Source organism: Nocardia sp. NPDC058518, assembly GCF_042719655.1.
Taxonomy (GTDB): Bacteria; Actinomycetota; Actinomycetes; order Mycobacteriales; family Mycobacteriaceae; genus Nocardia.
Map to the genome: position 1 here is coordinate 514,486 of NZ_JBHXNJ010000001.1, position 13,581 is coordinate 528,066.

Consider the following 13,581-nt stretch of genomic DNA (forward strand, 5'->3'; position numbering starts at 1 on the left):
CGCGGGTGGCGGCGTCTGCTTTGTTGTTGTGTGGGGGTCGTGAGCGCTCTGCGCCGCTCTCGGCGGGTGGGGGGTGCGCGTGGCGCAACCCCCCCCCCCCCCCCGGTAGGTCTGGATCGGTGGTGAGGGTGTCGAGGACCCGGACAAGGCACTCAGCGAAGCTGCGCACCGTCGCCGGGACGAACAGGTCGGGGAGGTATTTGAGGGTCAGGTGCAGCCGGGTGTCGACGAAGACCGTGAGGGTGAGGGGGTAATGGGTGGCATCGTGGCCGGTCACGTCGACAATCTGAATGCCGGCGACATCGGAGGTCTCGAGCAGTCCTACCCGGTCGATCGGGTAGGACTCGAACACCGTCAGGGTGTCGAAAAAGGCCGCGGGACCTGCTGCGTGTTGGATCTCGCTCAATCCGAGGTAATGGTGCCCCAGCAGCGCGACCTGCTCGGTTTGGACCCGATCGAGCAATCCGCCGAGGGTTTCGCGGTCATCGAGGGTGATCCGGACCGGCACCGTGTTGATGAACAACCCGATCATCTCCTCGATGCCGCGGATCTGCGGGGGGCGCCCCGACACGGTGGCACCGAACACCACGTCATGGCGTGCGGTCAGGGCGGCGAGCACGATGCCCCAGGCAGTCTGGACGACGGTGTTCACGGTGACTCCCCGCTCACGAGCGAGCGTCTCGATCCGGTGGGTCTGCGGTTCGGTCAGAGTGAGGTGGGTGTCGTGAGGGATCGCCGACAACTGCCTGCCCCGGTCGGCGGGGACGAGCAGGGTCGGTTCCTCGAGTCCGGCCAGTGCCGCCGCCCACACGGTCCGCGACGCGTCCGGGTCCTGCCGTTTCAGCCAGGCCAGGTAGTCGCGGTACGGGTGCACCGGCGGCAGCAGTGCGGGGTCCCCGCCGGTGCTGTAGAGGTTCAGCAGTTCCCTGAGCAGCAGTGGGTTGGACCAACCGTCGAGCAGGATGTGATGGTTGGTCCAGATCAGCCGGTGCTCGTCCGGGGCGGTCGTGACGACCAGCAACCGCAGCAGTGGGGCGGTCGCCGTGTCGAACCGGACACCCCGGTCTGCGGTGAGAATCCGGTCGAGTTCCTGCTCCCTGCTACCTATCTCGAACCCGGTCAGGTCGATCTCGCGCAGCGGTACCTCGACACGGTCCGGCACAACTTGCACGAATGCTCCGCCCGGGTCCTGGGTGAACGCGGCCCGCAGGTTCGGGTGACGTTCGAGCAGCGTCCGCACTGCCACCCGCAGCCGACCCAGATCCAGCGGGCCGTGGACGTGGAGCACCAGCTGCACCAGATACGCGTCGACCGACGGCTCCGCCAGCAGCGCGTGGAACAGCAACCCGCCCTGCAGCGGCGTCAGCGGCCACACCTCGACCAGCCCGGGGAACCGCGCCTCGATCGCCTCGATCGCCGACTGCTCGAGGTGCACCAGCGGGAAGTCCGACGGGGTGTGCCCACCGGACCCGGGTGCGGCCGCGTGCACGGTCACCGCGGTGACCGCCCGACGCCACACCCCGGCCAGATCCGTGACCTCCTCGGCGGTGAGGATCCCGGTCGGGAACCCGAACCGCGCCCGCAGCCGGGGACCCTCCGGCGTATCGGTGACGATCGCGTTGATGTCGAGCACGGCTGCCGCGGGCAGTTCCGGGTCCGGCGGGGCGGTGAGTTCACCGACCTCGTCCGCCGGGGTCCAGCCCGTCCCGCGCAGCTGCTCGGGGACCTCAGCGATCCGGCCCAGATAGTTGAACCTGATCTGCGGGTCGGGCAGTTGTCGCAGCGTCGGGCCGGTGTCGGTGTTGAGGTAACGCAGCAGCCCGAAGCCGATGCCGTGATCCGGGATCGCCAGGAGTTGTTCCTTGACCGCTTTGATCGCCGCCCCGGCGGCCGCGCCCCCAGCCAGAGCGTCGTCGACGTCGATCCCGGACAGGTTCACTCGCACCGGGGACATCGTGGTGAACCAGCCCACCGTCCGCGACAGGTCCGCGCCCGGAACCACCTGCTCCTGACGACCGTGTCCCTCCATGGTGATCAGCGTCTCGCGGGTATCGACGCCGCGATCGAGCCGCCACTTCGTCAGAGCCAACGCCAGTGCCGCCAGCAGCCCGTCGTCGACGGTGCCGTGGAACCTACCGGGCACTGTGGTCAGCAGTGTCTCGGTCACCTCGCGCGGCAGATCGACGGTGACCGTGTCGACAGTCGGGGCCAGATCCAACGCCGGATCCAGCCGCCGCGACCCCAGCACCGGATCAGGCCCGGTCACCATGGCTGTCCACAGCTCGAGTTCCGCGACCCGCTCCCGGCTGTGCGCGGCCTCGACCAGCCCGTGCGCCCACCGGCGCATGGAGGTGCCGACCGGGCCCAGCTCCGGCTCCGCGCCCGCCGCGATCCGGGACCAGGCGGCCGCGAGAGAGGGGATCAGGATCCGCCACGACACCCCGTCGACCACGATATGGTGCGCCACCAGCAGCACCCTGCCACCGGAAATGCCTGCATCACCAGTGGTTTCGGGATCGAACCACACGATCTGCACCATCACCCCGCCGCTCGGGTCCAGTCGGCCCGTCGCCGCGTCCAGCTCGGCGGCAAGGGTCGCGGCGAACGCTTCCCCGATCGTGGATTCGACCGACACCCGACGGATCAAGCGGTCCGCGGGCACTGCCCCGACCGGCCGGACCTCCACTACCCAACCGATCCCGGCTCCAGGGTCCGGGCGAAGCGTGGCCCGGAGCATGTCGTGCCGGTCGAGCACCGCCCGCACCGTGCGGACCAGCGTGTCACCGTCGAGCCCGGCCGGCGCGGTCAGCAGCACCGCCTGCGAGAACCGGTCGAAACCGGTGCCGCGCTCCAACAGCCATCCCAGGATCGGGGTGAGCGCCACCTCACCGACCCCGCCACCGGCAAGTTCGGTCGGCACCGGGCCCGCGCCGCCGCCCGGCACGGCGACCCGGGCGAGCGCGGCCACGGTCCGATGTTCGAATATCTCCCGCACGGTGAACACGAGCCCCGCGGCTTTCGCTCGCGTCACCACCTGGATCGACATGATCGAATCCCCGCCCAGAGCGAAGAAGCTGTCGTCGACCCCGACCCGATCCACGCCGAGGACCTGCGCGAACACACCGGCCACGAGCTCTTCCCTCGGTGTCGACGGCGCCCGGAACCGGGTTCCCGCCGCGGTGAAGTCCGGGGCGGGCAACGCCGCCCGATCCAGCTTCCCGGCCGGAGACAGCGGGAACTCGTCGAGCACCACCACCGCCGCAGGCATCATGTGATCCGGCAACCACTGCCTCAGAGAGGTTTTCACCGCATCCACGGCCACCACCGCACCGGGTTCGGGGACGACGTACCCGATCAGGCGGTCCCCGCTCCCGTCGTCACGGACGATCACCACCGCCTGCGCGACCGAGTCGCATCGCAACAACGCCGCCTCGACCTCGCCGAGCTCGATTCGGTAGCCATGGACCTTCACTTGGAAATCGGTGCGCCCCACCCACTGGAGCTGCCCGTCCCCGGTCCAGCGCACCCGGTCCCCGGTCCGGTACGTTCGCGCACCGGGCTGTCCGCGTGGGTCAGCCACGAAACGGATCGCCGTCGATCCCGGATGCCGGTGATAGCCCCGCGCCAATTGCGCTCCCGACACGTACAACTCGCCGACTACGCCCACCGGCACCGGTTGTAGCCGGTCATCGAGGACGTAGACCCGGGTGTTCCAGACCGGCGCACCGATCGGCACCGCGGCGGAATCCTCGTCGGTCACCTCGTGGAACGTCACGTCCACCGCCGCCTCGGTGGGTCCATAGAGATTGTGTACCGACCCGGCGGGCATCCGCTGCCGTACCTGCTGCGCCACCTGCGCCGACAATGCCTCGCCCGACGCGAACAGATACCGCAGCTTCGGCAACTCCACGACCGGCTCGGCGACGAAGGCAGTCAACATCGACGGTACGAAATGCACTGTCGTCACCCGTTCGGTGTCGATGATCCGCGTCAGATAGGTCGGGTCCCGATGCCCGTGTGGTGCCCCGATCACCAACCGCGCTCCGGTGTGGAGTGGCCAGAACAACTCCCACACCGACACATCGAAGGTGATCGGCGTTTTCTGCAACACCACGTCGGTGTGGTCGAGCCGGTACTCGGCCTGCGCCCACACCAACCGGTTCACGATCGAGGCGTGGCTCAGTGCCACGCCCTTGGGCACCCCGGTGGAGCCGGAGGTGAAGATCACGTACGCGGTGTTTCCGGGCCGCAGTGGTGAGATCCGGTCCGTATCCGAGAGCGGGGCAGTCGAATACGCCGAGACATCGAGGGTGTCGGCGGCCAGGACAGGCCTGCTTCCCGCGACCTCGACCCGTTCCAGTTCGCTGGTGAGCACACACACCGGATCGGTCGTGTCGAGAATGTAGGACACCCGATCGGCGGGCTGATCCGGATCGACCGGCACATACCCTCCACCCGCCGCGAGGACCGCGTACAGGCCGACAACCATGTCCATCGACCGCCGCATCATCACGGCGACCAGGGTCTCCGGTCCCACACCTTCGACAACCAGCCTGCGGGCGAGTCGGTTGACCCGCCTACCGAATTCGACATAGGACAAGCGTTCATCCTCGAACACCACCGCGATGTTGTCCGGCGTGCGCACAACCTGCGCGTCGAACAAGGACACCAACGTCAGATCGTCGCCTACCGCATGGTCGGTGGCATTCCAGTCACCGAGTATCAATTGCCGGTCGGCGCCATCGAGGAGGTCGATGGCACCGACCGGGAGGTCTGGATCGGAGGTGAGAGTGTCGAGGACCCGCACGAGGCCGTCGGCGAAGCTGCGCACCGTCGCCGGGACGAACAGATCTGTCGCATACCTGAACTCGGCAGCCATGCCCGCCGGTGCGCCGTCCTCGTCGAACCGCTCGGCCAGAGTCAGTTGCAGATCGACCGGTGTGTTTCCCGGATCGACCCCGATCATCTCGATCCGGAATCCCGGCAACTCCAGAACCGGCCGGGCGGTGTTCCGGCAGTCGATGGCCACCCGAAACATGGGTGCGTGCGTCGTCGACCGGACCGGCGCGAGCTCCTCGACCACTCGCTCGAACGGCACTTCCGCATGGGCGAACGCGCCCAGATCAACGTCGCGGACCAGCTCGAGCAGTTCCCCGAACGAGGTGGCACCGCGAATCGGGGTGCGCAACACCAACGTATTGACGAACGTCCCCATCACCTCGTCGAGGACGGCCTCCCCACGCACGGCTACCGCCGTGCCCACCGCGACGTCGGAGCTGCCGCACAACCGCGACAGCAACACCGCGAACCCCGCGTGCACGGTCATGAACACACTCGCCCGGTACTCCCGCGCCATGGCCGCGATCCGCCGGTGCACGTCGGCGCCGATCGAGAATTCGTACCGCGCACCCCGCAGCGACCGTCGTGCAGGGAGCGGCCGGTCGGTCGGCAACGCCAACCCGGGCAGCGCGGCGAGCGTACGCCTCCAGTAGTTCAACTGAGAGTTCTTCCTGTGCAGGCGTTCTCCCACGCGCGCACTGGTTGCATGGATCGTCCCGACCACGGTGCCGGCATCCGTCGCGATGAACTCCCCGAGCAGGTCGACGATCTGCGTGTGCTGAGTGCGTACCTCGTCGTCTCGGTACCGATGTGGATTCGCGCGGATTTCGACGACGGTCTTCGCCGGTGTCGCGTTCTGGTACATGGTGATCAGTCGATCTCCGACCGGTCCCCGGCTGAGGATGTGGATTTGCCCGACGACCGGGCCGACCTTGATCTCGTAGGGAAAAAGCATCACGTTCACCTGCGGCACGGAGAATCGAGCAGCGGTGCCGGTGGCGCCGGCATTGCGGCGGATGTCCTCGATGCCACAACCCTGGTGACGCAACGCGCCGATCAACTCACCCTGCACTCGCTGCACGAGCTCGCCTACCGAGTCCTCGGGCCGCACCCGCAGTCGCAGGGGGACGACGTTGGCGAGCATGCCGCCGGAACGACGCAGCGCAGCGGTTGTTCGCCCGGAGACCGGGATGCTGACCAGGATCTCGTCGCTGCCCGCCATCCGGGACAGGTACAAGGCGATTCCGGCGAGTGCCACGGCTGCCGACGTCGCACCGAACCGGCTCGCGGAGTCCTCGAGGCGCGCGGCTGTGGTGTCCGACAGCGGCGCGCTCTCGACGATGTTTCGGACAGCATCGGGAACTGTCTCGTATTCCGGTGTGCCCCAGTCCGACAGGCCCGCGATTCGCTCCGCCCAATACTCCCGATCGGCGGAGAACCGGCTGGAGGCGCGGTACTTCCGATTCAGCTCGAACACGGTACGCAGATCCATTGCCTTGTTCGGCTCGGCGTCCCTGCCCTCGAACGCGGCCGTGTAGAGCTGCGCAGCTCGACTGAACATCGCCGCCGCGCCGAAACCGTCCAACGCGATGTGGTGAACCCTTGCGTACCACAGGTAATCGGAGTCGCCGACCTGCAAGATCGAGATCGTGCCCAAGCGATCGACAAAAAGGTCGAACGGTGCCGCGCAGTTCTGCCGCATCCAGTTGTGTGCTGCCGCAACCGGGTCGCGCTCGCCGCGGAAATCGATGAAGCCCATCGGGTGAGCGAGCGATTGGTCAACGATTTGGAACGGCCGACCATCAACCTCGATCAGGCGAAGAAAGGGCGACTGGAACTCACGACCGGCCACCGTGGATCTCTCGCGAAGGAGCTCAGGATCCAGTTCTCCGTGCAACTCCACATAGTGGGCCATACAGAACGGCACCTCAGGTGCGAGTTGCTGGGCGAACCAGATCCCATATTGGGCCGGCGAGAGCGGAAAAGCCCCTGGCGGTACTTCCTCGGCGTGAAAGCTGGGCTGCACACGCTTCTGAGGGTGTTCAGAATTCGGGGCAGACCATTTTTCGAGGAATACCATTCAGGAAAGTCTCCTCCAGTTGGCTCACCGAGTCGAGTTTCCTGTCCGACGATGTGGTGGTCACCGGAGGTTCTTCACGAGACCCCGGCCATACAGGTAGCGGATGAACACGCTGACCAGCCGATTCACGGCATGGAAGGGGAACGGCATCGGGCGCAGCACGTCGACGATGAGGACCACCCGCAGATCGGCCGCGTCGTTGTGGACCTCGTGCTCCCAGCTGTCATCGAAGAGGATGCTTTCCCCGTCACGCCAGGTATGGGTGATGTCCTTGACCCGGATGTTCGGCGGATTGTGGGCCGGCACGACCAGCGGCAGGTGATAGCGCAGGTAGCCGCGATATGGGCCGCAATGGGCCGGGATCGATTTGCCACCTTCCAGGATCGAGAAGAAGGCCTGGAACAAGTCTGGGATGTCATCGATCACCGCACAGGTCCGCGGGCAGCGCTGCCGGTTGACGGCCGGCTTCTCCCCCATCGCGTACAGCAGAAACACTTTCCAGCGATGCGGCGTCGACGACGAAATGCGCGTTTGCGCGGCGTCGACGACGTGATATTCCGGCAGGTCCTCCCAGTCCGACAGCAATGGCATGAGCTCAGCGCGAATGCTGTCGGCGTTGCGGTCGATCTCCCGTAGAGCCGGGTAGGTCTCGTCGATGTCGAAGAACACCTCGCGGCGGCTCCCGCCGACATGCAGGTCGAGCGCAGCGTTGACGCACCGCAACGGCAGCTGACTGAGCGCGAACAGCATCGGATGCATACAGCGAGTTTATGGCGCGTGGCGGCTATTTCCTCGGTTCCGGGGAGGTCAACTGGCGTTAGGATGAGAGGGGGTGCGAGGAGCAGAAGGATGAGCACCACCAGTGTGATCGTGATCGTCGTGGCGGTAGTCGTTGTGCTCGTGGTCGGCGCCTGGTTGTTGATGCGCAAACAGCGTGAACACCAGAGAGTCGAGGCCAAGGGCATCCGCGACCACGCGGCGGAACAGGAATTCGAGGTCGGTCAGAGACAGGCGCGGGCGGAGGAGATCGCCGCCAGGAGCCGCGCGGCCAAGGCAGAAAGCGAGGCCAAAGCAGCGCAGGCCGACCAGCTCGCCCAGCAGGCGAACGTGCACCGCACCGACGCGGCCGATTCGCGAGCAGACCTGAACGAGGAGTGGGAGCGCGCCGACAAGGTAGACCCGGACACGAAACCAGATCAGTCGCAAACCTGATCTGAACCGCCGAACATCGCTGGCTCCAGTGGAGTCAGTGCCGTTCTTCGAGCCCAACAGCCTCCCGCAGCCGATTCGCAGCCGTCCGAAGCTCGGGATCGTCGAACGCGGATGAAGCCAGCAGCGCGGCCAGCGCCTCGGCGATGACATTGAGCTTCTCTTGTGCGGCCTCGCTCGCGCGGCGGCCGGCGTTTTCGAGCAGCACCACCAACATCAGCGTGAAAACGCTCGCAACGGTATGGATGGCGGCTTGCCAGATCTTGAGGTCCGTCCACCACGGCAAACTGATCAACCACACCACAACGATCCCGGTACAGATGAAGAAGAACGGAGCCTGACTCACGCGCAGTTCGGCCTGCTCGACAAACCGGTCGAACGGCGATCGGCGATCACCTCCACCACGACTTCGTGCGGCCTCGCTACGGCGCTCCATCACCGGAATTCTAGTCTCAGCCCATCGGATAGCGGAGCCCGCGAATGGAAATTCGGGTGGGTGCGCGGAGCTTCTGGACGCAGGATTACGTTTTCGAGTAACCTGAGAACCTTCCTCTCCCCTGAGAGAAGCTGATTTACGCTTCGAAGCGAAGGATCCATGTTGACCCTCGAGCATCTGCCGATCCCCCTCGACTGGGACCAGATCACCCCACAATGGATGACCACCGCACTGAACAGCCACCACCCAGGTGTCCGGGTCGCCACGGTCGAAATCGCACTGCGCGACGACGGCACCAATCGGCGGGCCCGACTCGCCCTCACCTACGACAGTGCGGAGCAGGGCCCGGCTTCGGTGTTCGTCAAGGCCGCCGACCCAGCACACAGGGAACTCATCAAACTCACCAGCGGCATGTTCCACGAACCACGCCTCTTCCGCTGCGGCGCGACCCTGCCCATAGAGCATCCCACCGTATTCGCCGCGCTCATCGACGAGGAAGCCGAGAACTTCCTGCTGGTCATGGAGGACCTCGCCCTCCGAGACGCCGACCCTCGCGACGCCACCCGTCCCCTCACGATCGAACAGGCCGCGAGCGGAGTCCGTGCACTGGCGCGCCTGCACAGCACCTTCTGGGGCGAACGACTCGATCGACACCCCGGCCTGGAATGGTTGGAACCGTTCGCACCATGGGACGGAATGGAGATCGCACCGCTCCAAGCCGCGCTGGACCGCCTCGGACCGGAGTGCCCACCCACGGTGACCAGGCTGAGCATCGGTGAGCTGATCGAGGATATCTGGAAGCCCTACATCCGCAGCCTCACCTCCGGACCGCAAACACTGCTGCACGGTGACGCCCATATCGGCAACACCTACCTCATCGACGACACCCACATCGGCTTCCTGGATTGGCAAGTCACCCGACGTGGTCACTGGTCACTGGACCTCGGCTACTTCCTGCAAGGTGCGCTCACGATCGAGGACCGGCGTGCAGCCGAGGACCGCCTCTTGGAGGACTACCGCGATGCTCTGGACCTCCCCATCAGGGAGAAACCGACACCCGAACAGGTCCGTCGCGGCTACCGCGCCTCGGTCGCACACGGTCTGACACTGTGGCTGTGCACCGCCAGCGCGGGCGAATTCTGGCAACGCCCCGATATCGCCCTGGCGCTGGCCCAACGCTATTCAGCCGCTTACGCCGACCTCGACACCGCCTCTGCCATTGCTGACCTGACGGCATCCGGCCGGTGACTGGATCACAACGCTACGTCGACCGAATATCCAGTGCCCCTATCAGTTTCGGACTCGACGTGTAGCTTCTGCGCAATGATTGCCGATGCACGCAGCTTCACAGCGGACCAGGTATCCCGCGCGGAGATCCTGGCCGCCATCGACGGTTTCCGGGAGGAACACAAGGCCGAGCAGATCACCGAGGCACTCGACGAGATCCAGAACTACAACTCCGACATCCTCTACGTGACAGGGGATCTGCACATCGCGGGGGATCTGGACCTAGGCGCCGAAGGCGCGCTCCTGCTGATCGTCAACGGGAACCTCCGCGTCGACGGCGTGTACACCGACCACGACGATCCGGAAACGTACCTGCTGGTCACCGGCGATATGCACGCCCGGGACGTGGTCACGGCGGGGTGGCTGGAAGTACACGGCGATCTACGTGTCGGCAGGCTCATCGGCGACTACAACGATTGCAGCGCCTACATCGGCGGAGATGTACTCGCCGACCTCTTCTACGGCGAGGAGCACTTCTTCACCATCGAGGGTGAGCTGGAAGCCGATGTGGTCGTCGGGCAGCCGCGTCTGATGATCGACGACGAACCAGACGGAATCGACCTCGACGATCCGACACCGCTGGAGCACTTCGACCGGGAGCTGCTGCGCACTGTCGAGGACACGGCGGACGACGGCACCCCGATCATCGAAGTCGACGGCATCGAGAACTTCCGCGAGGTGAAACGCCGGGTGATGCAAGGAGTTCCACTCAAGACTCCATAGTTCCGCTCGGTAACGAGCGCCTCCCTGCCCTGGTGAAGTCAGCGCCCGGTGGCGCCGTCGATCAATTCGGTCAACGACGAGGGTGGCCGAGGGCGGCGACTTGGATCTGATAGCCGTGCGGGGAGAGGCGTTGCAGGACTTGAGGATAGGCGCCGGTGCGATGTAGCAGCGCGGCGGTGGCGCGGCCGGCTCGTAGCGCAACGGCATCTGCGGTGGCGGAGGTGGGCAGACCGCAGGTGGCGCGGACGTGGCGGGGAATGAGGGCCAGGCCGACGCGGGCGAGTGCCGGGTAGGCCTGGAACAGGGTCGCTTTGGTGAGGCTGCCGTCGAGAGCTCGTGGATGCAGGATCGCCTCGAGCGCGCCGCGGGTTTGGGCGTTGACGCAGATCAGGTGGCGTGAAGCCGCCCAGAGTTCGCGGTACTCCTCGTGGCCGGCGGGGATACGGTCGCCCAGGGCCGCGGTGTCGATTCCATGCTCAGCGGCGGAAGCGCGCAGGGCGTCCTCGTCGACGCCGAGGGTTTCGAAAGCGATCGCTGCTTCCCGGAAGAAGCGGTCGGTGTCTTCGGGGGTGAGTCCTCCGACGAGGGTCTGGTAGGCGTAGTAGACCGAGTGCCAGCTGAGCATGTGGTTGCCCAGTTGCAGGTAGGGGTCCAGGGCGCTGTACCGGCCACCGGTCATGGGTTCGGTTCCGACGATGCGGGCGTGTAGCCGGTCGAGTCGTCGATTGGCTTTCGCGACGGTGTCGGTGTCGGCGAACACCACAGTCAGGAAGTAGTGCATGGTCCGGTTGAGCCGTCCCAGCGGGTCTTCCCGGTAGCGGCTGTGCTCCTCGAGGGCGGCGGCGCCGTGCGGGCTGGCGACCATGTCCAGCACGAACGAGCGCATGACCCCGGGGATCACGGCCGGATGCGACCACACCTTCCACGACACCGAACCCGGGCCGAACAGGCCGTCATCGACCCGGGTGGTCGGGACTTCCAGATGAAACTGCTGCTCGACCACTCGGCTGGCGATGTGCCCGCAGGGCGGGGTCGCACGCTGGGTGTGGTTTGTGGCCACGTTGCCACTCCTCTCGACAAACACAATCAGAAACGCAATGATTCTCTCTATGAGAGTACAGCATGTTTCTAGAGTGTGGAGGTGGTGGATGTGAGCATCCGTAGGCCGCTGATCGGCTTCGCAGTCTTCGCGCTGACATCGATCCTGGTGACGACAGTTGTATGGAATACCTTGGCCCGCAACGTAAAAGGTGAAACAAACACCTATACGGCGACGTTCTCCGACGTCTTGGGATTGCACGAGGGCGACGACGTGCGGATGGCGGGTGTGCGGGTCGGCAAGGTCGTGCGCATCGGGCTCGACGAACACAATCGAGCAGCGGTCACTTTCGTCGTGCAGCGTGAGCAGACGCTCTACAGCGACACCAAGGCGCTGGTGCTGTACCAGAACCTGATCGGGCAGCGGTATGTGGGCCTGGCACCGAGCGCGGAGTCCGGCGGGACCCGTGCCCCCTTGGGTGACCGCGGATCCATCCCGCTCGATCGCACCGAACCGTCGTTCGATATCTCCGGGTTGCTCAACGGATTTCAGCCACTTTTCCAGACCCTGGCGCCGGAGCAGGTCAACGCCATGGCGGAGACGCTGATTCAGGCATTGCAAGGTGACGGGGTGTCGTTGAGCGCGTTCATCATTCAAGCCGCGGCCCTGGCCAGCGACTTCCAGCGTCGCGACGCTGTGCTCTCCGACGTCATCACGAATCTGTCGTCGGTGATGACGGGTTTGGCCGCTCGGGGTGATGAACTCGAAACGCTGGTCACCCAGACCAGGGCGCTCATCGGTGGACTCGCCGGCCAAGGCCAAGCTCTACAGGCATCGACGGCCCAGATCGCCGACGGCACCACGGAGTTGACCGCCATGCTCGGCCGCATCCAGCCACGCATCGTATCGGCACAGAACAGCACCAGCCTTGCACTGACCCTGCTGCTGACCAACGGCGCGAAACTCGACCAGGCGGTCCTGGACCTGAACTCCGTACTGGCAGGCATCGGCGGCGCCTTCCAATATGGCACCCACGCCACCGGCTACCTGTGCGGCATCGACGTCTCCCTGTACGGCGTGCTGTTCCCCCGTGGAACATTCAGCCGAATCGGCGGGAGCGCCCACTCGCCAGAATGTCGTTGAAGATCACGGCATCGCTGGCTCGGCCCGTCACCGACTACTGTGGCGCTATGCGCAGTACCGATGCCACGGTGCCGCCGGCGACCGCCGCCATCGTGTTGCAGTTGCTCGCCGGCGCTACCCCCACGCCGCTGCCGCGGCACCGGCACGACCTCTCCCGCGACGACGTCCGGGAAACACAGCGTGCCCGCGTCGTCGCCACGGCGATCGAGTTGTTCGCCGACCACGGCTACTCCCAGACCAACGTCCAAGACATCACGAAAGGCGCGGGCGTTTCCCGCAAGACCTTCTACGAGCTGTACGCCAACAAGGAGGACGTCTTCCTCGACGCCTACCAGGCGGTCGGGGTGCTCATCGGCGAAGCAGGTCTCGGCGTGGATGACACCGACGACCTGTCCCTCACGCCGGAGACCATGATCGAATACGCGCAACGCTTGTTGCTGGTGATGGCCTTCGCGCCCGCGGCTACCCGGATGTTCTTTCTCGAAGCCCTCGGGGCCGGCCCGCGAGTGCGACTTCGGCGCAACCAAGCGATCGACGAGTTCGTCACCACCACCGCCCCGGCATTGCGAGACTTTCGCACCCGGTACGAACCCGATCTGCCGACGCTGACAATCGAGCAATGCCATGTTGCGGTGGCGGCCTGCATCGAGCTCATCACCCAGTACCTCGCCGATCACGAGGCGGCAACCCTGGCGCTGCTCGCTCCCCGGCTTGTCGATGCTGTACGCGCCATCGTGATTCCCAACTATCACTCTGAGTAGCCCGCGTACGCCTATCCGCCGGTTTCGGCTGTCTGGCCCAGATCGGGTTCGCCGGTGTTCCGGC

The 13,581-nt window shown here is 65.8% G+C and carries 9 protein-coding genes; 5 read left to right on the plus strand and 4 right to left on the minus strand.

All coding sequences use genetic code 11. The features are described from left to right. A partial coding sequence (locus tag ACFWPX_RS02310; RefSeq protein ID WP_378925180.1) for an amino acid adenylation domain-containing protein occupies positions 1–6,919 on the minus strand: 6,919 nt, incomplete at its 3' end. A gap of 60 nt (positions 6,920–6,979) precedes the next feature. Then, positions 6,980–7,678 carry an aspartyl/asparaginyl beta-hydroxylase domain-containing protein gene (locus tag ACFWPX_RS02315; protein WP_378925182.1) on the minus strand — a complete coding sequence of 233 codons (699 nt, stop codon included), beginning with the start codon at positions 7,676–7,678 and terminating at the stop codon, positions 6,980–6,982. Between the two features lie 90 nt (positions 7,679–7,768). On the opposite strand from ACFWPX_RS02315, the gene ACFWPX_RS02320 reads away from it, so the two are divergent. Further along, positions 7,769–8,131 (plus strand): hypothetical protein, encoded by a 363-nt coding sequence (locus ACFWPX_RS02320; RefSeq protein ID WP_378925184.1) that lies wholly within the window; start codon positions 7,769–7,771, stop codon positions 8,129–8,131. Between the two features lie 34 nt (positions 8,132–8,165). Here ACFWPX_RS02320 and ACFWPX_RS02325 read toward each other — a convergent pair whose 3' ends face one another. After that, positions 8,166–8,564, minus strand: coding sequence for a low affinity iron permease family protein (locus ACFWPX_RS02325; protein WP_378925186.1), 399 nt, complete (start codon positions 8,562–8,564; stop codon positions 8,166–8,168). Between the two features lie 159 nt (positions 8,565–8,723). Here ACFWPX_RS02325 and ACFWPX_RS02330 point away from each other — a divergent pair, with 159 nt between their 5' ends. After that, positions 8,724–9,812, plus strand: coding sequence for a phosphotransferase (locus ACFWPX_RS02330; RefSeq protein ID WP_378925188.1), 1,089 nt, complete (start codon positions 8,724–8,726; stop codon positions 9,810–9,812). Between the two features lie 75 nt (positions 9,813–9,887). Next, positions 9,888–10,574, plus strand: coding sequence for a hypothetical protein (locus ACFWPX_RS02335; protein WP_378925190.1), 687 nt, complete (start codon positions 9,888–9,890; stop codon positions 10,572–10,574). 70 nt (positions 10,575–10,644) lie between these two features. Here ACFWPX_RS02335 and ACFWPX_RS02340 read toward each other — a convergent pair whose 3' ends face one another. After that, on the minus strand, positions 10,645–11,634 hold the full coding sequence (locus tag ACFWPX_RS02340; RefSeq protein WP_378925192.1) for an oxygenase MpaB family protein: 990 nt from the start codon (positions 11,632–11,634) through the stop codon (positions 10,645–10,647). 90 nt (positions 11,635–11,724) lie between these two features. Here ACFWPX_RS02340 and ACFWPX_RS02345 point away from each other — a divergent pair, with 90 nt between their 5' ends. Beyond that, entirely contained in the window at positions 11,725–12,756 is a 1,032-nt protein-coding gene (locus ACFWPX_RS02345) for an MCE family protein (RefSeq protein ID WP_378925194.1), read from the plus strand. Between the two features lie 47 nt (positions 12,757–12,803). Further along, entirely contained in the window at positions 12,804–13,517 is a 714-nt protein-coding gene (locus tag ACFWPX_RS02350) for a TetR/AcrR family transcriptional regulator (protein WP_378925197.1), read from the plus strand. Positions 13,518–13,581: the final 64 nt, after the last annotated feature.

Coding starts and splice junctions, on each gene's coding strand:
- ACFWPX_RS02315 (WP_378925182.1), bottom strand. CDS start 7,678: ATGCATCCGATGCTGTTCGCGCTCAGTCAGCTGCCGTTGCGGTGCGTC.
- ACFWPX_RS02320 (WP_378925184.1), top strand. CDS start 7,769: ATGAGCACCACCAGTGTGATCGTGATCGTCGTGGCGGTAGTCGTTGTG.
- ACFWPX_RS02325 (WP_378925186.1), bottom strand. CDS start 8,564: ATGGAGCGCCGTAGCGAGGCCGCACGAAGTCGTGGTGGAGGTGATCGC.
- ACFWPX_RS02330 (WP_378925188.1), top strand. CDS start 8,724: ATGTTGACCCTCGAGCATCTGCCGATCCCCCTCGACTGGGACCAGATC.
- ACFWPX_RS02335 (WP_378925190.1), top strand. CDS start 9,888: ATGATTGCCGATGCACGCAGCTTCACAGCGGACCAGGTATCCCGCGCG.
- ACFWPX_RS02350 (WP_378925197.1), top strand. CDS start 12,804: ATGCGCAGTACCGATGCCACGGTGCCGCCGGCGACCGCCGCCATCGTG.